Annotated in this window: 20 protein-coding genes, 1 tRNA gene and 1 riboswitch; of the genes, 17 read left to right on the plus strand and 4 right to left on the minus strand. The window is 54.5% G+C overall.

Annotated elements, in window-relative coordinates; genetic code table 11:
* The first annotated feature begins 79 nt into the window (after positions 1–79).
* The 6 genes from PGY33_RS08340 (at position 80) to PGY33_RS08365 (ending at position 5505) form a co-directional block, all read left to right on the plus strand.
* A complete protein-coding gene (locus tag PGY33_RS08340; RefSeq protein ID WP_243022901.1) occupies positions 80–913 on the plus strand; it encodes a ParB/RepB/Spo0J family partition protein in 834 nt (277 codons plus the stop codon).
* Between the two features lie 606 nt (positions 914–1519).
* On the plus strand, positions 1520–2296 hold the full coding sequence (locus tag PGY33_RS08345) for a ParA family protein (RefSeq protein WP_110435749.1): 777 nt from the start codon (positions 1520–1522) through the stop codon (positions 2294–2296).
* Positions 2296–3171, plus strand: coding sequence for a ParB/RepB/Spo0J family partition protein (locus tag PGY33_RS08350; protein ID WP_118479726.1), 876 nt, complete (start codon positions 2296–2298; stop codon positions 3169–3171). The genes PGY33_RS08345 and PGY33_RS08350 overlap by 1 nt, the downstream gene beginning before the upstream one ends.
* Positions 3172–3183: 12 nt before the next feature.
* On the plus strand, positions 3184–3753 hold the full coding sequence (locus tag PGY33_RS08355; protein WP_118479728.1) for a hypothetical protein: 570 nt from the start codon (positions 3184–3186) through the stop codon (positions 3751–3753).
* 33 nt (positions 3754–3786) lie between these two features.
* Positions 3787–5079, plus strand: coding sequence for a serine--tRNA ligase (gene serS / locus PGY33_RS08360; RefSeq protein ID WP_110435746.1), 1293 nt, complete (start codon positions 3787–3789; stop codon positions 5077–5079).
* Between the two features lie 33 nt (positions 5080–5112).
* Positions 5113–5505 carry a thioesterase family protein gene (locus PGY33_RS08365; protein WP_118360559.1) on the plus strand — a complete coding sequence of 131 codons (393 nt, stop codon included), beginning with the start codon at positions 5113–5115 and terminating at the stop codon, positions 5503–5505.
* Positions 5506–5555: 50 nt separating this feature from the next.
* Here PGY33_RS08365 and PGY33_RS08370 read toward each other — a convergent pair.
* Positions 5556–5639, minus strand: a tRNA-Leu gene (locus tag PGY33_RS08370).
* An 803-nt stretch (positions 5640–6442) separates the two neighbouring features.
* Between PGY33_RS08370 and PGY33_RS08375 the strand changes: the two genes are divergently transcribed.
* From PGY33_RS08375 to PGY33_RS08390, 4 genes are all read left to right on the plus strand, one after another.
* Complete coding sequence (locus PGY33_RS08375) at positions 6443–6700, plus strand: heavy-metal-associated domain-containing protein (protein WP_116705072.1); 258 nt, start codon at positions 6443–6445, stop codon at positions 6698–6700.
* A 95-nt stretch (positions 6701–6795) separates the two neighbouring features.
* Positions 6796–7686 (plus strand): helix-turn-helix domain-containing protein, encoded by an 891-nt coding sequence (locus PGY33_RS08380; RefSeq protein WP_158575116.1) that lies wholly within the window; start codon positions 6796–6798, stop codon positions 7684–7686.
* A 264-nt stretch (positions 7687–7950) separates the two neighbouring features.
* Complete coding sequence (locus tag PGY33_RS08385) at positions 7951–8262, plus strand: DUF6110 family protein (RefSeq protein ID WP_116705070.1); 312 nt, start codon at positions 7951–7953, stop codon at positions 8260–8262.
* A gap of 209 nt (positions 8263–8471) precedes the next feature.
* A complete protein-coding gene (locus tag PGY33_RS08390) occupies positions 8472–10580 on the plus strand; it encodes a heavy metal translocating P-type ATPase (RefSeq protein WP_270478180.1) in 2109 nt (702 codons plus the stop codon).
* Between the two features lie 417 nt (positions 10581–10997).
* Here the strand turns inward: PGY33_RS08390 and PGY33_RS08395 are convergent, their stop codons facing one another.
* The 3 genes from PGY33_RS08395 to PGY33_RS08405 form a co-directional block, all read right to left on the minus strand.
* Positions 10998–11423, minus strand: a complete 426-nt coding sequence (locus PGY33_RS08395; RefSeq protein ID WP_118479734.1) for a GNAT family N-acetyltransferase — start codon at positions 11421–11423, stop codon at positions 10998–11000.
* 29 nt (positions 11424–11452) lie between these two features.
* Positions 11453–12199, minus strand: coding sequence for a hypothetical protein (locus PGY33_RS08400; RefSeq protein ID WP_270478182.1), 747 nt, complete (start codon positions 12197–12199; stop codon positions 11453–11455).
* Positions 12200–12465: 266 nt separating this feature from the next.
* The gene (locus PGY33_RS08405; protein WP_270478185.1) at positions 12466–12672 is read right to left on the minus strand and encodes a hypothetical protein; all 207 of its coding nucleotides are present in this window, start codon (positions 12670–12672) and stop codon (positions 12466–12468) included.
* Between the two features lie 161 nt (positions 12673–12833).
* On the opposite strand from PGY33_RS08405, the gene PGY33_RS08410 reads away from it, so the two are divergent.
* From PGY33_RS08410 to PGY33_RS08440, 7 genes are all read left to right on the plus strand, one after another.
* Positions 12834–14186 (plus strand): MATE family efflux transporter, encoded by a 1353-nt coding sequence (locus PGY33_RS08410; RefSeq protein WP_270478187.1) that lies wholly within the window; start codon positions 12834–12836, stop codon positions 14184–14186.
* An 87-nt stretch (positions 14187–14273) separates the two neighbouring features.
* Positions 14274–14634, plus strand: a riboswitch (cobalamin riboswitch).
* A gap of 164 nt (positions 14635–14798) precedes the next feature.
* On the plus strand, positions 14799–15812 hold the full coding sequence (locus tag PGY33_RS08415) for a sirohydrochlorin cobaltochelatase (RefSeq protein ID WP_442861279.1): 1014 nt from the start codon (positions 14799–14801) through the stop codon (positions 15810–15812).
* Positions 15813–16312: 500 nt separating this feature from the next.
* Positions 16313–17209, plus strand: a complete 897-nt coding sequence (locus tag PGY33_RS08420) for a hypothetical protein (RefSeq protein WP_270478189.1) — start codon at positions 16313–16315, stop codon at positions 17207–17209.
* On the plus strand, positions 17206–18351 hold the full coding sequence (locus PGY33_RS08425) for an ABC transporter substrate-binding protein (protein WP_118479744.1): 1146 nt from the start codon (positions 17206–17208) through the stop codon (positions 18349–18351). Before PGY33_RS08420 ends, PGY33_RS08425 begins: the two co-directional genes overlap by 4 nt.
* Positions 18352–18367: 16 nt before the next feature.
* The gene (locus PGY33_RS08430; RefSeq protein WP_118479746.1) at positions 18368–19381 is read left to right on the plus strand and encodes a FecCD family ABC transporter permease; all 1014 of its coding nucleotides are present in this window, start codon (positions 18368–18370) and stop codon (positions 19379–19381) included.
* A gap of 677 nt (positions 19382–20058) precedes the next feature.
* A complete protein-coding gene (locus PGY33_RS08435) occupies positions 20059–21180 on the plus strand; it encodes an ABC transporter ATP-binding protein (RefSeq protein WP_119189557.1) in 1122 nt (373 codons plus the stop codon).
* Between the two features lie 207 nt (positions 21181–21387).
* Positions 21388–22110, plus strand: a complete 723-nt coding sequence (locus PGY33_RS08440; RefSeq protein ID WP_243022902.1) for a lysozyme family protein — start codon at positions 21388–21390, stop codon at positions 22108–22110.
* The last annotated feature ends 9 nt before the right edge of the window (positions 22111–22119 follow it).

Genomic DNA, 22119 nt, shown 5'->3' on the forward strand with positions numbered 1-22119 from the left:
GGCGACATTTCTGCTGATGGTGCGGCAGAGATAAGCGCGAATAAAATGAACGATAAGACGAATTGGAGAGTGGTTGACCATGATGTCTGTATTAACGCTGGTTTCCGGCAAAGAGGATCGCACGCTGCGGCGTATTCGCGTGAGTGAGATTGCGCGCAATCCCAATCAGCCGAGGAAATACTTTGATCCGGAGGCAATCGCGCAGCTGGCAGAGAGCATCCGGCAGTACGGCGTACTCAATCCGCTGACCGTACGGCGTGCGCCCGGAGGCGGTTACGAGCTTGTGGCAGGGGAGAGAAGGCTGCGCGCTGCGCGTGTTGCGGGGCTTAACGATGTACCGTGTCTGCTGATTGCGGCGGATAACGAGGATTCCTCGGCGATTGCGCTCGTGGAGAACCTGCAAAGGCGTGATCTGGACTTTTTCGAGGAAGCCTATGGCTTCAAGCGTCTGATCGATCAGTACGGACTGACGCAGGAGGAAGCCGCGCGCAAAGTGGGGAAAACACAGTCCGCGGTGGCAAATAAGCTGCGTCTGCTGCGGCTTTCTCCGCAAAATATGGAATTGATTCGCAGTGCGAACCTTACAGAGCGGCACGCGCGCTGTCTGCTGCGTCTGCGTGATGACGAGGAACGGATGAACGCCACACACTATATTATCGAGAACGAATTAAACGTCAGCCGATCGGAGGAGTATATCGAGAACCTGCTGGAGCAGAAAAAGCATCCGGAGTTAGCGGAGCCGCCGCATAAGGATAATGTTGTGCGGCTTATTAAGGATGTGCGGTTTTTCCTGAATACGCTCAATCGGGCGGTCGGCGTAATGGTAGACGCCGGAATCGGTGCAACCGTAGACCGGCAGGAAAACGAGGATGGAATTACGCTGACAATCAATATTCCGCACGCAAAGAGCTGATGTTTCACGTGAAACACTTTTGTTCCACAGGAGGGCGGATTTTGTTTCACGTGAAACATTTAATGGTCGCTTGTGAAGCGAACCTGACTTGCCTGCCCGGCAGGGGCACAAGAGGGTAGACACCTACGGTTTCCACCCTCTTGTGAAGCACCCCTTTCCCTTTAGGAAGCACGGCGAAAATCGGAGAGCGGCAACTGCTGCGAAAAAGGGGAACGGCAGTTGGATTACTCTTGTATGACTTTCGTAGACTATTCGCAGTTCACAGATAATGTACTGCTACACATGTCAGCTACTCTACGCAGGCGCGACATGACAGTGTCGCGCGATCTTTTTACGTGCTGTTACGGACAGCACTTCTGGGTAAAGTTGGAGAAAGTCGGAAAGCGTGTAGAAGTATATATAATAAGGTAAGAGAGCCGAACGGCTCTCTTTTGTTTCACGTGAAACAAAAGCCGGTTAATTTACCAGTTGTATCCTGTAAAACGGCAAAATACTTGATGTTTCACGTGAAACAGCTGTAAAAATACTGCGATTGCTTTGCAATTAAAAGTGCAATGTGATATAATGAAATTCGTAGAAAAAAACCATGGACGAGAGGAAATGACTATGGGGAAGATTATCGCGTTTGCCAATCAAAAGGGCGGCGTGGGAAAAACTACAACCGCTATCAACCTCGCGGCAGCGTTGTCGGAGCGCGAAAAGCGCGTTCTGCTGTGTGATTTCGATCCGCAGGGCAATGCAACCTCCGGTTTTGGCGTGGATCCGCGCTCACTGGAAACCTCGATTTACGACCTGATTGTAGCCGACCAACCGGATGTCAAGAGCGCCATCGTATCGACTAAGTGGGTTGATCTGCTGGGCGCGAATGTTAATCTGGCGGGCGCTGAGTTGGATTTGATTGGAATGTCCGACCGAGAGTATCGTCTGAAAAACGTACTCGATCAGGTGAAGGACGATTACGACTATGTATTTATCGACTGTCCGCCGTCACTCGGTCTGCTGACTCTCAACTGCCTGTGTGCAGCCGACAGCTTTCTGGTGCCGTTGCAGTGCGAGTATTACGCGCTTGAAGGTCTGAGTCAACTGATGACGACCGTGCGCATGGTAAAGAAGGCGCTCAACCGCAAGCTGGTGATGGAAGGCGTGCTGCTGACTATGTTTGACGGACGCACCAATCTGTCGATTCAGGTGGTTGAGGAAGTGAAAAAGCACTTCCCGGGCGAGGTATTCTCGGCTGTTGTGCCGCGCAACGTGCGCCTGAGTGAAGCACCGAGCCACGGCAAGCCCATAACAGCTTACGACAGAATGTGCCGCGGCGCAGAGGCTTATCTGGCTCTTGCGGACGAGATTCTGAAGAAAAATGACCGAAAGGGGAGAAGCTGATGGCAGGCGCAAAAATGGGTCTGGGCGGCGGCTTGTCCAACCTTTTCGGCAGTGATACCAGCGATTTAATGGAAGAAAGTCTGGATAACGGCATAAAAAACCTGCCTTTGGCAAAAATCGAGCCGAATCCCGATCAGCCGAGGAAGGCCTTTGATCAGGTATCTCTGGACGAGCTGGCAGAGAGCATTCGCCTGCACGGCGTCATCACACCAATCACGGTACGCAAGGGCGAGAAGGACGGCTACTACCAGATCATTGCAGGTGAGCGCCGCTGGCGTGCAGCACGTCAGGCAGGCTTAGAAGACATTCCTGCGATGGTGCTTGAGGCCGAGGAAGACGAGGTCATGGAGCTGGCGCTGATCGAAAATCTGCAGCGGCAGGACCTAAACCCGATCGAAGAAGCCGAAGGTTATGAGCGTCTGATGAAGCAGTTTGGACTGACGCAGGAGCAGGTTTCCAAGCGCGTGGTCAAGTCACGTTCGGCGGTAGCAAATGCACTGCGTCTGCTGGCTTTGCCGACCGAGGTGCGTACGATGGTCAGCGAAGGCGAAATCTCCGGCGGTCACGCGCGGGCAGTCCTTGCGGTAAACGAGGAGGATAAGCGCGTAGAGGCAGCCAGACAGATGGTCGGCCTGTCGGTCCGTCAGTCGGAGGCGCTGGCCAAGCGCATGAACAAAAAACCGGTCGAAAAGCCTGAGCAGCCGCTTGAGGTTTCCGTGGACTACATTGCCGAGCTGGAGAAGGAGCTGGAGGGCGTCCTCGGACGCAAGATCAGCATTCAGCAGGGTAAGCACAGCGGCCAGCTGACGTTGGAATACTACGGCGCAGAGGATTTGGAGCGGCTCAGTGAAGCACTCCGAAACCTGCGTGTATAAAGGAGGCAAGCAATGGACGAGCAGAATAAGCAGCCGGAACAGAACAAACCGGAGAAAAAGCTCAGCCGCACCACGCTGACCTTTTATATCGTCGGACTGTTTTCTGTAGCAATTGCGCTGATTCTGATCAGCTATGTGGCGCAGTCGCGTGCGGACAAGCAGGTCGAAAACCTGAGCTCGCAGCTGACACAGCAGCAGACCGTGGCACAGGGCGCAACCCAGAAAGTGGAAGATTTGCAGAAGCAGTACGACATGCAGAATACTGCACTGGATAAGGTGCGCAAGACGCTCGACAGTGAGCAGGCGGCAACCGATGTAGTCGGCGCGACCGAGCGGCGTATGGAGGAGCGTGAGGTGTATCAGTACCTTGCGCAGATCGGCGTTTCTCTGGCGGCTAAGCAGACCGCGGATGCCCGCAAGACCTATGACGAAATGCTGACGAAATACAGCGAAGAGCGTTTGCTGGGCAGCAGCGAGGATGGCTTTGATGAGAACATCAGCAAACTGTTCCAGTCGGCCAAAGCGACACTGGAGCAGGCTGAGCAAGCGCAGGATGCAGAGCCGAACGACACGGCAGAATAATATGTATATAATGTAAAAGGAGATATAGAAACAATGCTGGATATCAAATTTGTCCGCACCAATCCGGATGCGGTAAAGGAAAACATCAAGAAGAAGTTCCAGGACGAGAAGATCCCGATGGTTGACGAGGTCATCGAGTTTGACGCGAAGTACCGTGCAGCCAAGACCCGCTGTGACGAGCTGCGTGCACAGCGCAACAAGAAGTCCAAGGAGATTGGCGGTCTGATGGCAAAGGGCCAGAAGGAAGAGGCCGAGAAGATCAAGGCCGAGGTTAAGGCAATGGCCGATGAGATGACCAAGCTCGAGGAGGATGAAAAGACCTTCGCTGAGGAAGTCAAGAACCGTATGATGGTTATCCCGAACATCATTGACCCGTCCGTTCCGATTGGCAAGGACGACTCCGAGAATGTTGAGATTGAGAAGTTTGGCGATCCGGTCGTTCCGGATTTCGAGGTTCCGTATCACGTTGATATTATGGAGTCTTTCGACGGCATCGACCTCGATGCTGCACGCCGCACCTCCGGCAATGGCTTCTACTACCTGAAGGGCGATATTGCCCGTCTGCATTCCTCCATCCTGTCCTACGCACGCGACTTCATGATCGACCGCGGCTTTACCTACTACATTCCGCCGTTCATGATCCACGGTGATGTCGTTAAGGGCGTTATGTCCTTTAAGGAAATGGAGAACATGATGTACAAGATCGAGGGCGAGGACCTGTACCTGATCGGTACCTCCGAGCACTCCATGATCGGCAAGTTCATCGACACCATCAACGATGAGGAAACCCTTCCGCAGACCCTGACCAGCTACTCTCCGTGCTTCCGTAAGGAAGTCGGCGCACACGGCATCGAGGAGCGCGGCGTATACCGTATTCACCAGTTCGAGAAGCAGGAAATGGTTGTTGTCTGCAAGCCGGAAGAGAGCAAGATGTGGTATGACAAGCTGTGGCAGAACACGGTTGACTTCTTCCGTTCGATGGACATTCCGGTTCGCACGCTCGAGTGCTGCTCCGGTGACCTGGCTGACCTGAAGGTTAAGTCCTGCGACGTAGAGGCATGGTCTCCGCGTCAGAAGAAGTACTTCGAGGTAGGCTCCTGCTCCAACCTTGGCGACGCACAGGCTCGCCGTCTGGGCATCCGTGTCCGCAGCAAGGAGAATCCGAAGGAGCTGTACTTCGCACACACGCTGAACAACACCGTTGTTGCACCTCCGCGTATGCTGATCGCATTCCTCGAGAACAATCTGCGTGAGGACGGCTCGGTTGCAATTCCGAAGCCGCTGCAGCCGTATATGGGCGGCATGACTGAGATTCGCAGAAAGTAATTTACCTTACTATAGAAAAAAGGAGAGATTCCAATGCAGGTTGGTATTAAGGGTGAGAAGAAGTTCATCGTAACCAAGGATCAGCTGGCATGCAATGTAGGCAGCGGTCTGGTATCCGTGTTTGCCACCCCGATGATGATCGCAGCTATCGAGAACACTGCGGCAGGCAGCGTAGCTGGTGAGCTGGAAGAGGGTAAGACCACGGTCGGCACGCTGGTAAACGTAAGCCACGTTGCCGCTACGCCGGAGGGCATGGAGGTTCGTATCGAGACCGAGCTGACCGAGATCGCGCCGAACGGCAAGATGCTCACCTTCAAGGTTGCCGCATATGATGAGGCAGGCCTGATCGGTGAGGGCACGCATCAGCGCGCTATCGTAGCGAAGGAGCGCTTTGAGCAGAAGGCACAGAGCAAGCTGTCCAAGTAAAAATAGGCAAAAGAAAAACGCTGTGGAGAGATTCCACAGCGTTTTTTTGCTGGTGCGGGTAACAGGACTTGAACCTGCACGTCGAGGACACCAGAACCTAAATCTGGCGCGTCTGCCAATTCCGCCATACCCGCAGATGAGATTAGTATACCCTTTTTGCGGGTATTTGTCAATCTTGATGATGGTGCTCATCGGGAGTGGGGCGCTTGCGAAGCGAGCGGAATCTGCGCTGACGCCGCGCGGGCGCACAAGAGGGTAGACACCTGCGGTTTCCACCCTCTTGAGAATCACCCCTTTCCCTTGGATAGCCTGGCGCAGATTACCGATATGTGACCGCTCCGAAATATGGGGAACGGCAGAGGATTTTTTCTACCGTAGGGGAGCACAGTGTGCTCCCATGCCGAAACCTATACGCAGTGCCGGATACCGTTCTGCTACACAGACGGGCTACTCTACGCAGGCGCGGCATAACCGTGCCGCGCAACTCGTTAGCGCGTTATGATAGACAGCACCTACGAGGATAAATTGTACCAAATGCCTAATTCGCAGGTGCCGTGCGGTACAACGCGCCAAAGAGTTGCGCGACACTGTTATGTCGCGCCTGCGCAGACTTTCCGGTCTGTGTAGCAGAATACTATCTGACCCTGCGAACAGGTTGAGAAAGATACGGAAGAAAAAATCCTCTGCCGTTCCCCATATTTCGGAGCGGTCACATGTCGGCAATCTGCGCCAGACTAAGAAATAAAGGGAAATGGGAGTTAAGAGGGTAGAAACCGCAGGTGTCTACCCTCTTGCCCCTGCCGCGGGTGCGGCGAATCCTGCATGAGCAAACTCCTACGCAAAACTAAGGATTCCCCCTTGCAATCTGCGCTATTTCGTGATATATTGTTAGTTAGTAAAAGCTAACCAGCTCGGGTACAAAAGGAGCATTACACCCATGTTGAAAATTACTCTCGGCGTTGACGGCATGATGTGCGGCATGTGCGAAAGCCATGTCAACGATGCGGTTCGCAAGGCATTTCCTGTGAAGAAGGTCACTTCCTCTCACGGCAAGGGGCAGACGGTTATCCTCACTGAGCAGGATCTCGATGAGCAGGCTGTCCGCGATGCGGTAAACGCTACCGGCTACACCGTTACGTCCTTTTCCAAGGAGCGATATGAGAAAAAGGGACTGTTTTCCTTTCTGCATAAATGAGCAGAGTAAGGCCGCCTTGCAGCGGCTTTGCTTTTCAACACAGGTTAGCAAAATCTAACCTAATAAACCGATATATACCAACGGAGGAAATCGCAGTGCTGGAAACTCTGCTCAAACCGAATACCGGCGCATCGCTGTCCGGCTGCGTACGCTGGACCCAGCCGATGGATGGCGTGCACGTGTGCGATTTTGACTGCGCGCTGACCGTGCCGCCGGCCATGCCTGCGGAGCCATCCGAGGTGCCGTGCGAGGTGCTGTTCTGCCGGCAGGGCGGTCTGCGGCTGACCATGACCAATGGGCGGCAAGTGTTCCTGCATGAGCACGAGGTACTGCTGCTGCTCGGCGCAAGTGTGCAGAGCCTTTCGGTCGCGGACGGATTGTTCAGCGGTGAGCTGGTGCTCATCGAGCAGAGCGCAGCGGCACCGTGCCGTCTGACGGTCAACGCAGCACGAATCAAAGCACGAGTCACTCCGCATCTGGGCTGCGTAGTGCTGCGCAGCGCGGTGTGGATTGATAATCTGGCTGCGGCACTGCAATCCGTCCCGGAACGGGACAGAGCCGCCTACAGTGCAATCAAAGCCATTGAGCTGCTGTACCTCATCAGTACAGACAGTCCGCTGCTGACGATACCGCCGGAATCCGTCTCCCGCGATCACTATCTGACCGATACAGTGAGGCAGGTGCAGGAGTATATGGTATCGCACCTGTCCGACCCGCTTACGATCGACCAGCTGTCTGCACGGTTCCGCATTTCGCCGACCGCCTTGAAGGATATATTTCGGCAGACCTATGGTCGTCCGATCCACCAGTATCTGCTCGAAAAGCGGGTGCAGCATGCTGCCGAACTGCTGCATCGGAGTCCGCTCTCCATCGTGGATATTGCGGCGGCGGTCGGCTATAACAGCGCCAGTCAGTTCGGTGTGGCGTTCAAGCGCCGCTATCAGCTGACGCCCTCGCAGTACCGCCGACAAGCTCGAAAAAGTTAGCAAAATGCAACTATTTTGATGATAAAACTAAAAATTAGCGGCAATAAACTGCGAAAATGTCCGATTCCGTGCGTTTCATGTCTAAAGCTGTGCGACAAGCAGGGGAAATTGTGATATGATAATCGCAAACAAAAAAACACACCATGTTTGGAGGTGTACTGTATGAAGCAGCATCGTTTTTGGGCATGGGCCGCGTTGTTCTGCATGGTAATGACGATGATTACCGGCTGTAAGCGCAAGTGAGATTGATAGGAGGAACATATTATGAAGAAGATTTACAAGGACATCGCCGTATTTGTTGGTGGCACTCTGTTCGGTTCCGCAGGTATCAAGCTGCTGAGCAGCAAGGATGCTAAGAACGTATATACCCATGCTACCGCAGCGGTTCTTCGCATGAAGGATACTGTTATGAACACCGTTGATTGCGTTAAGGAGAACGTCGGCGACATCCTCGCTTCCGCAGAGGAGATCAACGAGAAGCGCGCTGCTGAGGCAGAGGCTGCTGCTGTTGAGGATGCAGACATTGAGGTTGAGCTGACCGATGAGGACCCGACTGCTGCTCCGGTTGAGGCATAAGAACCTGTCGCCAAACCGTGGTTTGGCGGACAGGAAGAACGGACTGTGAGCCGTTCCAAAGTCGCCCGAAAGTTCCCATTCGGAAGCTTTCTCCCTCTTAGGGAATGAAAACCGAGGCACATGTTCCCGGTTTTCATGGGACGAATATCAAAGAGGGGCAGAGCCCCTCTTTTCCTATCTACCGGAAGTAAGCTGGAGGTAATTTTACTATGAAAGCATTCATTGAACACGAAAGCCGCGGACGGCTTCGCGTGCGCATGAAGCAGTACCGCATGACGCTGGAGCAGGCTGATCTGCTGGAGGCATATCTGCAGAATCAGCCGGGTGTACTCAACGCAGCCGTGCACGAGCGCACCTGCTGTGCTGTCATCCGCTACATCGGTGACCGCGAGAATATCATCCGCGCGATCGCTCAGTTTAACTATACTGCACCGTCTGTTACGGCGCTGACGCCGACCCACAGCGGCCGTGCGCTCAACCGTGAGTATCAGGAAAAGCTGGTCGGCAAGGTTATTACGAAGTTTGCCTGCACGCTGTTCCTGCCAACGCCGCTGCAGATTGCACGCACGATCTGGCTGTCGCTGCCGTTCCTCGGCCGCGGTCTCAAGCGCCTGATTCACAGAGAGCTGAAGGTTGAGCTGCTCGACGCGCTGTCCATCGGTGTTTCGATGGTACGCCGGGACTTCTCCACGGCAGGCTCGGTTATGTTCCTGCTCGATATCGGTGAGCTGCTCGAGGAGTGGACGCACAAAAAGTCGGTTGACGATCTGGCGCGCTGTATGTCGCTCAACGTAAAACGCGTATGGCTCAAAACCGATGACGCAGAGGTACTTGTACCGCTGTCAAACATCGCTGTCGGTGATCACATTCTGGTTCGCATGGGCAGCGTCATCCCGCTGGACGGTGAGGTTGTTGAAGGCGAAGTCATGGTTAATCAGGCATCGCTTACCGGAGAATCCATGCCGGTTGCAAAGCGTCCGGGTACGCAGGTTTACGCCGGCACGGTCATCGAGGAAGGCGACTGCGTGATCGAGGTCACCCAGTCCTCCGGCGAGAGCCGCTACGACAAGATCGTTTCCATGATCGAGCAGTCCGAGCAGCTCAAGAGTGCAGCTGAGAGCCATGCCGCCAATCTGGCGGACAAGCTGGTGCCGTACACGCTGGTCGGCAGTGCGCTCAGCTACGCACTGACCCGCAATGTCACCCGTGCACTGTCCGTGCTGATGGTTGATTTCTCCTGTGCGCTCAAGCTGGCTATGCCGCTGGCGGTTCTGTCCGCCATGCGTGAGGCAAGCATGTATCATATCACGGTCAAGGGCGGCAAGTTCCTCGAGGCTGTCGCGCAGGCGGATACCATTGTATTCGACAAGACCGGCACGCTGACGCACGCCTGCCCGGTGGTTGCCAGGGTTATTCCGTTCGGCGGCCGTACCGAGGATGACATGCTGCGCGTTGCAGCCTGCCTGGAGGAGCATTTCCCACACTCTATGGCGAACGCCGTTGTCCGCGCTGCGCGTGAGCGCAATCTGGCGCACGAGGAAATGCACTCGCAGGTTGAGTATATCGTAGCGCACGGCATTTCCAGCATGGTTGAAAACAAGAAGGTCGTTATAGGCAGTGCACACTTTATCTTCGAGGATGAAAAGTGTACGGTTCCGGCCGGTGAGCAGGAGAAGTATGATGCACTCCCGCCCGAGTTTTCGCACCTGTATCTGGCCATCGGCGGTGAGCTGGCGGCCGTTATCTGCATCGCAGATCCGCTTCGTCCGGAGGCCCGCGATGTGATGAAGGCGCTGCGCGCCCTCGGCATCAAGCGCACAGTCATGCTGACCGGCGACAGTGAGCGCACGGCAGCGGCTATCGCGGCTGAGGTCGGCGTGGACGACTACCGCGCTGAGGTTCTGCCGGAGGACAAGGCAAACTTTGTCGAGCAGGAACGCGCGGCAGGCCATACGGTTATCATGCTCGGCGACGGTATCAACGATTCTCCGGCGCTGTCGGCGGCTAACGTTGGCGTAGCCATCAGCGACGGCGCTGCCATCGCCCGTGAGATTGCGGACATCACCATCGCAGCCGAGAATCTGTTTGAGTTGGTTGCGCTGCGCCGTATCGCACAGGGTCTGATGAGCCGCATCAACTCCAATTACCGCTTCGTAATTGGCTTTAACGGTTCGCTGATCGGTCTGGGCGTTGCTGGCGTGCTGGCTCCTGCAACCTCTGCGATGATGCACAACCTGTCTACGCTGGGCATCAGCCTGCGCAGCATGACCAATCTGATCGATTCTTCCGAGACGACCCGTCTGCTGGAGAGCCGCTAATTTAGAGTGAAAGTTTGAGAGTGGAGAGTGAAGCGCTTTCCACTCTTTCTTTTTGCGATTCAGGTATAACAAAACCCCGTCTTTGACGGGGGGTAGAGGCTGTCGAAAAACTATCGTTTTTCGAGCAGCCTCTCGATCGAAACCACGCTTTCGATCGAATGCTGAAGAAAAACCGCGTCCTCCGGACACATTTTTTCTTCCCTTGTATAAAAACCGAGGTACACAAGGTGAATTGCCGCATAGCGGCAAGAGAGGGTGGTCTGGACCACGCCCCCGGTTTTTATGAATTTGCTGCGCAAATTCTATTTTATGCGTGCTGTCGCACGAAGCACAAAATAGAAATCTGACTTTTTCGACAAGCTGCCCCCGTCTTTGACGGGGGTTTGTGTTTCTATAACTGTTTGAAAAACTGTATTTTTACTTCTGCTGCCACGCCATTCCATAATCTTTTTCTCCGGTAGCTTCATCCAGGCCGCTGTACTGAATTTCAAATCCTTCTCTTTGATAAAAAGATATTGCTGGTGTGTTTTTTTGATATACATTCAAAATCAGTTTGCTTCTTGTATTCTTTACATAATTCAGCAGTCTTTTACCGATGCTCTGCGACTGCATTGCCTCAGAAACAAAAATGCCTTCAATATATTCGCCATTCAGCCCGATAAATCCTTGTATCTTCTGATTGTCCTCATAGACATAGACAGTTGCCTGCAGCAGCAGTTCTTTCACAATCTCCAAATTGCTTTTCCAATATTGGGCAGGGATAAAATAATGTGCCTTTATATTGGTATCCAGCCATATATCGGCAACTTGATTGATATCTGCTTTTCGTAATTCTCTAATCATAGCGGGGGACTCTCCTGAAAATTTGATTGTTACACAATAGAAGGTAATGTCAGATACGTTACCGGATGTGGAAACGTAAACAGCGGGCGCGGTTCGCCGCTGGCGTTGATCAGCGTGAGGGACAGCGTGCGCAGGTCATTCGTCGGCAGCGGCACAAGCTGTGTCCACTCGGTGCGGATAAACCGGTTCGGATCGGTCTCAGTCAGCGTGTAAGTTCCGTTATGGTATGCAAGTAACAGGGGCTGTCCCAGAGCGGGCTGCATTTCCAGAGAAAGGGCGGCATTCCGATCTCGATGGATTGCAAAAAAGCGCGTCAGCAGCGCATACGGCGGCTTGAGTTTGTTCTGTCCGGTCAGGCGCAGTGTACCGCAGTCGCGCCAGCGCGGCACGGAACAGATATGCCGGGCGTCCCACTCGGTCACCGGATCAAAAATGTGCTGCCCGATGTCGGAATTGGACATAAACCATTCGGTGTAGGGGAGACCATAGGCGTTTTCGCCGTCTGCGGAAAACAAAACCGGATAGGTGAATTCGTCGGTCTGTCCGCACGGCTGCAGGTGATACTCTGTGCCATCGAACATCAGAGAGCCGGTTTCCCCGTTCGGTGTGCGCAAGGTGAGCGTGCTGGGTTCGTCCGCTGCGGCAAGCTCATACAGTACAGAATCATCTATGACCTCGCGGTCAGAGGAGATTGTCAGCGTGCCGAAATCAGCCGCCATAGCGGGATAAGCACATAAAACCAGCGTCAAAACGGCAGATAACAGGCGTTTTTTCATATAATCGCCTCCTTGGATGCTGCTTTATCTGCAATCACTTTCTTTTCGCTTTCTAATTCCTTATTTTCCTCTCCAATAATTTCCTTGTTTGATCAAACCGGAATTGGTCAAGCTTTTGACTTAGGGCAATACCGCATAATTGAACAAGAGTGATTTGCGAGTAAATTTTGCGTACTGACGAGGCGCAGTTTTGCGGTAATACTTGATGTATTACCGTGAAACTGCAACAAAGTCAGGGCACAAAATTTCCGCAAAGCACCGCCGCTTTAATTGTGCGGTGTTGACTTAGAGCATTTCCAAGTTACAAATGCAAGAATACCGCAGATTACAGCAACTCCGATGCATACGGCTCTCGCAATATTGCTCAAATCCAAGAAGCCACTTCCTGAACCTGTAATAGCACAGGCGATTGCTAAAATGGTTATGAGAGTAAAAACAATACTAATCACTTTCAGAATGACACCTTTTTCCATGCAATCACGCTCCTTTATCAAATCCTAATTTATCATTCTACTGTGACTTCACTATACCATGAATGCGTCCGAAACACAATCACCCATTGACACCACCGATATTCCGATAGATAATATAGGTAATAGAGAAACTTTACGCAAGAAGGGAAGTGCTTTAACGAATGAAACGCAGCTACGAGATGGACCTGTGCAGCGGTCCGCTGCTGAGCAAAATCCTGCTGTTTTCGCTGCCGCTGATTCTTTCGGGTGTGCTGCAGCTGCTGTTCAATGCGACCGACATTGTCGTAGTCGGCAAATTTGCGGGCAGCAATGCGATGGCGGCGGTCGGCTCGACCACCTCGCTGTTCAACCTGCTGGTCAACTCATTCATCGGTATTTCGGTCGGTGCGAACGTGCTTGTCGCGCGGCATTACGGCGAGCGGGATTATGACGGTGTGCAGCAGACCATCCAGACGGCGCTGCTTACCGGCTTAATTGGCGGCACGATACTGATCGTGCTCGGCGTTGTGCTCGCACGTCCCATGCTGACGCTGATGGCCACACCGGACGAGGTTATTGACCAGGCTGTGCTGTACATGCAGGTGTATTTCATCGGCATGCCGGCAACCATGATCTACAACTTCGGTGCCGCCGTACTGCGTGCCGTGGGCGATACCCGGCGTCCGCTGTACTTCCTGATGGCGGCAGGCGTGATGAACGTCCTCGGCGACCTGCTGTTTGTGTGCATCCTCGGCATGGGCGTTGCCGGAACGGCTATCGCCACCGTGCTCAGCCAGTGCGTTTCGGCGGGTCTAACCGTGCTGTGCCTTGTCAAAACGGATGGTATGTGCCACCTCGACCTGCGCCGTCTGCACTTCCGCGCGGATAAATTCGCCCGCATCATGCAGATCGGTCTGCCGGCCGGTATGCAGAGCGTTATCTTCAATATCTCGAACGTACTCATTCAGTCCTCGGTCAACAGCTTCGGCGCAGTAACGGTTGCGGGCAACACGGCAGCCGCCAACATTGAGGGCTTTGTGTACATTTCGATGAATGCGCTCTATCAGACCTCCATCAGCTTCACCAGCCAGAATCTCGGTGCAAAGAATTATCACCGCATCGACCAGACACTCGTGCGCTGCATGTGCATCGTCACACTGATCGGTCTGGTGCTCGGCAACGGCGCACATCTGCTCGGCAATCATCTGCTGCACATCTACTCGGATGATCTGGAGGTCATCTCGTTCGGTATGCAGCGCCTGTCGGTCATCAGCGTCACCTACTGCCTGTGCGGCATGATGGATGTGCTCGCGGGCACAATACGCGGTCTGGGCTATTCCATGCTGCCAATGATCGTCTCGCTGATTGGCGCATGTGTGTTCCGTATCATCTGGATTTTTACGGTCTTTCGTGTGCAGCATACGCTGTTCATCCTGTATGCGTCCTACCCGATCTCGTGGATACTGACCATCCTGGCGCACTTTGTGTGCTACCTGATCGTGCGGAAAAAGGTTTTCCGGCCGCAGGAGACATGAGAGCGTGTTTTTCTCCGGAAAACAGTTGTAATTGACGGTTAAATATAGTATAATACTCGTGCAATGCGGGAATTTCCCGCGCAATAAGTAAATAAGCGAACAGTCGGTGCCGCTGTCTGCAAAGGAGCAGCGGGTAAAAGGGAAGCAGGTGAAAATCCTGCACGATCTCGTCACTGTAAGCGGGAAATGGACTGCCATTTACGTCACTGATATTACGGTATCGGGAAGGCGGCAGTTCTAAGGCAACATCGCATGATGAAAGCTGTGGCGCTTTGCGGAAATTTTGTGTCCTGACTTCGTTGTGATTTCACGGTAATACATCAAGTATTACCGCAAAACCACGCCTCGTCAGTACGCGAGAATTTACTCGCAAATCGCCCTTGTTCAATTATGTGGTATTGCCTTAAGAGCCGCAAGTCAGGAAACCTGCCGGTCTGTTGGTACGGGAAGCTGCTTCCGGGTCACGAGTTATTGATTGTACTGATACCGCATGATTTTTGATTCAAGCAGTCCCTTTCATCATATATTGATGGGGGGATTGTGTGTTTTCCGTACCCTTTTTCTTTCAAAGTGTGCGCTTTCGCTTTGCAGGCAAAACGAAGGAGGAAAACCATGAGCAAAGTAAGCAAACTGAAGAAGCTCGGCATTATGCTGATCGTTTCCGGCATGCTGATGTCCATGCTGACCGCTTGCGGCGGCAGCAAGACCGCAGCTGCGGACGACACGAAGGACAATAACACCACTGCACAGACCGATGCGCAGGATCAGACCGATCCGGACGAAAACTATGAAACGGGTGACGCTTCCTTGGACGATCCGCTGAATCAGGATGAAATTGGCGATACCGAGCTGCTCGTAGTCAGCTTCGGCACCAGCTATAACGACAGCCGCCGTGAGACCATCGGCGCCATCGAGAAGGCTATGCAGAAGGCGTTCCCGGATTACGCGGTACGCCGCGGCTTTACTAGCCAGATCATCATCGACCATGTAAACAAGCGTGACGGGGAGAAGATCGACAACGTAACCGAGGCACTGGACCGCGCCGTAGCTAACAAGGTAAAGACCCTGGTTGTTCAGCCGACCCATCTGATGAACGGTCTGGAGTACAACGACCTCAAGGATGAGCTGGCAGGCTATTCGGATTCCTTCGAGAAGATCGTACTCGGTGAGCCGCTGCTGACCTCTGACGACGACTTCCAGAAGGTTATGAATGCCATCGTAGACGCAACCAAGGAGTATGACGACGGCGAGACCGCAATCTGCTTCATGGGTCACGGCACCGAGGCGGATTCCAACAGCGTTTACACCAAGATGCAGGAAACCCTCAAGGCCGCAGGCTACGACAACTACTTTGTCGGCACTGTTGAGGCAACTCCGTCCCTCGATGACGTAATCGCAGCCGTTAAGGCAGGCGGCTATAAGAAGGTTGTTCTGCGTCCGCTGATGATCGTTGCAGGCGACCATGCCAATAACGATATGGCAGGTGACGAGGACGGCTCCTGGAAGACCGAGTTTGAGAAGGCAGGCTTCGAGGTAACCACCGTAGTTGAGGGCCTTGGCTCTGTGCAGGCAATCCAGGATCTGTTTGTTGCACACGCACAGGCAGCGATTGATTCCCTGAAGTAAATCAAGTAAACAGCAGGGTCCGAGCCGTGGAATGCGGACGGACCCTGTTTTTGTGAGATTTTGATTGTCGATTTTGGTATGCAGAATTGAAAATGGAGAATGGAAAATTATACCCAGAGTGAAGAAAATGCGATAGGTGTAATTCGCAGGTGCTGCGAGTAACAACGCGTAAAAGAGTTGCGCGACACGGTTATGTCGCGCCTGCGCAGACCTTCCGGCCTGTGTAGCAGTACACTGTCTGTGAACTGCGAAAAGGCAGAGAAAGACACGCTGCGGTAACCCGACTGCCGTTCCTTTTTTCAGAGCGGTCTCGTCTTTCTGATTTTCGCCGTGCTATGATAGGAAAGGGGTGATTCACAAGAGGGTGGAAACCTTGGTGTCTACCCTCTTGTGCCCCTGCCGGGTAGGCAAGATTCCGTTCGCTTCTCAAGCGCAAATGCCCTGAATGGCAGCGATTCATCAAAATCCCGTTTATATCGCAAAACAAAGGAGAAACCACAATGAAGAACAAAAAAGCACTGTTAAGCGCCGTATTTGCGGCATTCATGCTGCTCTCCGCCTGCGGCGGCAGCACCCAGCAGGACACCTCCGCGCAGGACAGCAGCACCACCTCTCAGGTCGCTTCTGCGTCCGATATGGCCGATGTCGAGGATGTTGTTGAGGACGGCATGACGCCGATCACCGGTGACAAAGTGAAGGACGGCACCTACGATGTAACCGTCGATTCCAGCTCCAACATGTTCAACGTTACCGCATGCGAGCTGACCGTCAAGAACGGCGAAATGACCGCTAAGATGCACATGGGCGGTACCGGTTATCTGTACGTCTATATGGGCACCGGCGAGGAGGCTGCCGCTGCCGCTGAGGCCGGCTACATTCCGTTTACCGAGGAAGCTGACGGTACACACAGCTTTACCGTTCCGGTTAAGGCGCTCGATGAGGGTATTGACTGTGCAGCCTTCAGCAAGAAGAAGGAGAAGTGGTACGACCGCACCCTGGTGTTCCGTGCGGACTCTTTGCCGGCAGATGCACTGGCAGACGGCGTAATGACCACCGCTGAGAGCCTGTCTCTCGCAGACGGCACCTACACCGCTGACGTAACGCTTTCCGGCGGCTCCGGCCGTGCAAGCGTGGAATCTCCCGCAGCGCTGACCGTTTCGGGCGGCAAGGTGACGGCTAAGATCATCTGGAGCAGCAAAAACTACGATTACATGAAGGTGAACGACGAAAAGTACGATGCTGTGATCGAAAATGAGCACTCCACGTTTGAAATTCCGGTTGCGGGCTTTGACTGGGCGATGCCGGTCGTAGCCGACACTACCGCAATGAGTGAGCCGCACGAGATCGAGTACACGCTGCGTTTTGACTCTGCGTCCATCGCTCCGGCAGCAAAATGAGAAGAATTACAGCATGGTGTCTGAGTGCGGCACTGCTGCTCGGCGGTCTGTCCGGCTGCGGAACTGCCCGGCAATCGACCGCACAGACGCAGGCGGCGGTCTCGTGGAGCGACATGCAGCCGACCGACAGCGTGGATTTGGAGTATGCCGAGTGCTTCTCGGTCGATCACTATGACGGCGGCTATTCGCTCATTACCGTGAAGGACGACGCACGTTATCTGGTCGTTCCGGAAAACGCGTCCGTGCCGGACGGTCTGGACGCAGATATCGTGGTGCTGCAGCAGCCGCTGGACAGCATTTATCTGGTCTCCTCGAGTGTCATGGACCAGTTCGTTGCACTGGATGCGCTGGACAGTATTGCACTGTCCGGCACCAAGCAGGACGGCTGGTACATCGACGAGGCCAAGCAGGCGATGGCGGACGGCAAGATCACCTATGCGGGCAAGTACAGCGCGCCGGATTACGAGACCATCTACTCCGCTGACTGCAATCTTGCTATTGAGAATACCATGATCTACCATACGCCCGAGGTCAAGGAGCAGCTCGAAAAGCTGGGTATTCCGGTGTTTGTCGAGCGTTCCAGCTACGAGCCGCACGCACTCGGCCGCATGGAGTGGATCAAGGTGTACGGTACGCTGCTCGGCTGCGAGGACAAGGCGGAAAAGCTATTTGCGGATAAGGTGGACGGCATTGTGGATATCCTGCAGAAGCCGGCAGCCGGCAAGACGGTTTCGTTCTTTTACATCACGTCGAACGGTGCGGCAAATGTTCGCAAATCCACGGATTATATCGCGGAAATGATCAGTCTGGCAGGAGGGAAATACATTTTTGACGATCTGACAGACGATACGGCAAAGTCCACCGTCAACATGCAGATGGAGAGTTTTTACGCCGGAGCCAAGGACGCGGATGTGATGATCTACAACGCCACTATCGACAGTGAGCTGCAGACGCTTGACCAGCTGCTGGAAAAAAGCCCGCTGCTTGCGGACTTCAAGGCCGTGAAAACCGGCAATGTATGGTGTACGGAGAAGAACCTGTACCAGTCCACAATGGAACTGGACGAGCTGATCCGTGACTTCCATACCGTCATTGCAGACGGCAACCCGTCCACCCTGAAATACTTACACAAGCTGTCCTGAAAGGAGAGGATTTCCCATGAAACCGCAGCCTAAAATGCGTTATGCGGGCGCGTTTGCCGTGCTTCTGGCACTGCTGGCCGTGCTATTCGTGTGGAATGTCAACTCGGGCAGCTTGCACCTGTCTGTCCGAGAGGTCGCGCAGATTCTGCTGACGCACAGCAGCGACAATGCGGTCATCGTGTGGGAGATTCGCCTGCCGCGTATCTTCGCGGCCATCCTGCTCGGCGGTGCGCTGTCTGTCTCCGGCTTTCTGCTGCAGACCTTTTTCGCCAACCCGATCGCGGGGCCGTTCGTGCTGGGTATTTCCTCGGGTGCCAAGCTGACGGTCGCGCTGACGATGATCGGCGCGCTGTCCTGCGGGCGCGTGCTCGGCTCTGCCGTCATGATAACAGCCGCCTTTGCGGGAGCCATGCTCTCGATGGGCTTTGTGCTGCTCATCGCGCAGCGCGTGCGGCAGATGCCGCTGCTGGTTGTGAGCGGCGTGATGATTGGCTATATCTGCTCGGCGGTGACGGATTTCGTCATTACCTTTGCTGAGGATTCCAATATTGTCAACCTGCATAACTGGTCGATGGGCAGCTTTTCGGGCATTTCCTGGGACAATATCCGCGTGATGACGCCGGTGGTGCTGGTGTCGCTCGTGTGCGTGTTCCTGCTGTCCAAGCCGATCAGCGCGTACCAGCTCGGAGAGGGGTATGCCCGCAGTATGGGCGTCAATATCGCCGCGTTCCGCGTGGTGCTGATCCTGCTGTCGAGCGTGCTCTCGGCGTGTGTAGCGGCGTTTGCCGGACCGATCTCGTTCGTCGGCATCGCGGTTCCGCATCTTGCGAAAAGCCTGTTCGGCACGGCAAAGCCGATCCTGATGATACCGGCGTGCTTTCTCGGCGGTGCGGGATTCTGTCTGCTGTGCGATCTCATCGCGCGGACGGTGTTTGCACCGACGGAACTGAGTATCAGCACCGTAACAGCCCTGTTTGGTGCACCGGTCGTCATTTATATTATGGTGCATCGGAAGTCCTCCAGAGGGTGAGTCTGCGTCCTCACGCAGAGGGAGTGGGAGCCAACCCTTGGCTTGGGGACCAAAAGGATAGACACCAAGGTTTCTATCCTCTTGGAACTCCAGTTTCCTATTGTTAGATAGTCTGGCGCATACCAGAGACCGGCGACCGCTTCGAAAAGGGGGAACGGCAGTCGGGTTACTCTTGCGTGTCTTTCTCCGCTTTTTCGCGGTTCACAGATAACGTACTGCTACACAGGTCGGAAGGTCTCCGCAGGCGCGGCATGGCAGTGCCGCGCAACCCTTGGGCACGTTGTAACGCCCGGCACCTACGAATTTTTCTGCTTAGTAGAATCTATCTACGCAGATGCTGTCTGTTATAACCGGCTCACAAATCGTGCGGCACTGTCATGCCGCACCCAGCGTAGATGAACCCGCATGTGTAGCAGACAGAAAACAGCTTGAGCATCTAAGGTAGGGAAATGGGCGGACACATTGGTCCGCCCCTACGGAAGAGGAACAGTACAGCCGTTCTCCTTATAGTCTCAGTTCTCTAATTGCCGCCGTGTTATCTCAAAAGGAAACGGGATTCATAAGGGTGGAAACCTTGGTGTCCACCCTTATGCCCCTCGCCGTGGGCACGGCGCCCCTGCCGGGTAGGCAAGATTCTCTTGCTTCGTAAGCAATCATGTTAAAGAAGAAGGTACAAAATGTCCCATCCTTTTGTCGAAACAAAAGAAATGACCGTCGGCTACCGCGGTGTGCCGCTCATCCGAGACATCGCCCTGAGTGTTCACCGCGGTGAGATTTTAACGCTCATCGGTCCGAACGGCTCGGGTAAATCGACCATCCTCAAAAGCCTCATTCGTCAGCTGGCGCTCATCGGCGGTACGGTGTATCTGGACGGCAAATCGCTGCAGACCCTGCCCGAGCGTGATCTTGCGCGCACGATGTCTGTGCTGCTCACCGAGCATGTGCGGCCGGAGCTGATGACCTGCTGGGATGTGGCGGCTGCAGGCCGCTATCCGTACACCGGACGGCTTGGTCTGCTCAGCGACGAGGACCGCGCCAAGGTGGACGAGGCGCTTGCGCTTGTCGGCGCGGATGAGCTTGCCGACCGCGATTTTTCCTGCATCAGCGATGGACAGCGGCAGCGTGTGCTGCTGGCCCGCGCCATCTGCCAGGAGCCGGAGGTCATTGTGCTCGATGAGCCCACCTCCTTCCTCGACATTCGCTACAAGCTGGAACTGCTGACCGTGCTCAAGCAGCTGGTGCGCGAAAAGCAGGTGGCGGTCATTCTCTCGCTGCATGAGATTGATCTGGCGCAGAAGCTGTCCGACCGGCTCATCTGCGTTCACAACGGCAGAATTGAGCGCTGCGGCACGCCGGAGCAGGTATTCACCGGCGACTACATCCGCACCCTGTATGACCTCGGGCGCGGCACTTATAACGAGCAGTTCGGCAGTCTGGAGCTCGAGCGGGTGACAGGCGAGCCGCGCGTGTTCGTTATCGGCGGCGGCGGAAGCGGAACGGCACTGTACCGCAGGCTGCAGCGGCGCGGCATTCCGTTCGCGGCGGGCATTCTGCCGGAGAACGATGTAGAGCTGCCGACGGCTCGTGCTCTGGCGGTCGAGACCGTCACCGAGCGGGCGTACCAGCCAATCGGCGAGGACGCTTACGCGCGTGCACAGGCGCTTGTACGGCAGTGCGGAAATGCGGTCTGCTGTCTGGATTTGTTCGGTCCGGTCAACGAAAAAAACCGCGTGCTGCGCGACTGGGCACAGCAGGAGGGGCTGCTGCGGAGCAAATTGGAATTGGAAAATATTACATGATGATCGCCTGAAATGTTGCTCAAAACGCAATGTTGTGGTAAAATAGCCAATAATGCCAATGGTGACAGGGAAGGTTCCGCCCGGTCACCGGTGAGAGCAACCACTTTGTCACAGGAAAGTGATAACATGGCAAGAAAGCAACAAAAACGACATAACAGAGGCAGCGATCGGCGGAAAACCGCCCATGCACATCGCAGTACGCGGCATATGCAGCCGGTAAGAACGCAGAAAACGGTCAGACGCCGTCTGCCCGAGGCGGAAGTGCGCCGCAGACAGCGGGCACGCCGTCGGCAGTTTGCGCTGCTCGGACTGGCAGTCCTGCTCATTGTGCTTATTTTCGCCTTTCGGCATTTGATCAGCACACCGCAGCAGAGCGGCGCGGACGGTGATACCGGCAATTCCGGCACGAGCGCGACCGAGGAGGTCAAGCAGGTAGCCAAGGCAGTGAATGTCTATCAGTCGGTTATGTATTATCAGCCGGTGGTGCAGAAATACGCCGAACAGAACAGCATTCCGGAGTACACGGATGTACTGCTGGCTATCATGCAGGTGGAGAGCGGCGGCAAGCTGACCGATATCATGCAGTCCTCCGGCAGCGCGGGTCTGCCGAACGATTCACTCGAGGAGGAGAGCTCGATCCGGCAGGGATGCACCTATTTTGCACACCTGCTGCGCAAGGGTAAATCGCTGGACTGTGATCTGGACTGCATCATTCAGGCGTATAATTACGGCAGCGGTTTTCTCGATTACGCAGCCAAGTTCAACGGCGTTTACAGCACCGAGTTGGCGGAAAAGTTCGCGGAGGAGCAGTCCGGCGGCAACACTGTCCAGTACGACAATCCGATGGCGGTGAAGGAAAACGGTGGCTGGCGCTATGCCTACGGCAATATGTTCTATGCCCGTCTGGTTAAGCAGTATTTGATCGAGTGATCGTATTTT

Source organism: Butyricicoccus sp. AF18-9LB (assembly GCF_027684505.1).
In the GTDB taxonomy this organism is placed as follows: Bacteria; Bacillota; Clostridia; order Oscillospirales; family Butyricicoccaceae; genus Agathobaculum; species Agathobaculum butyriciproducens.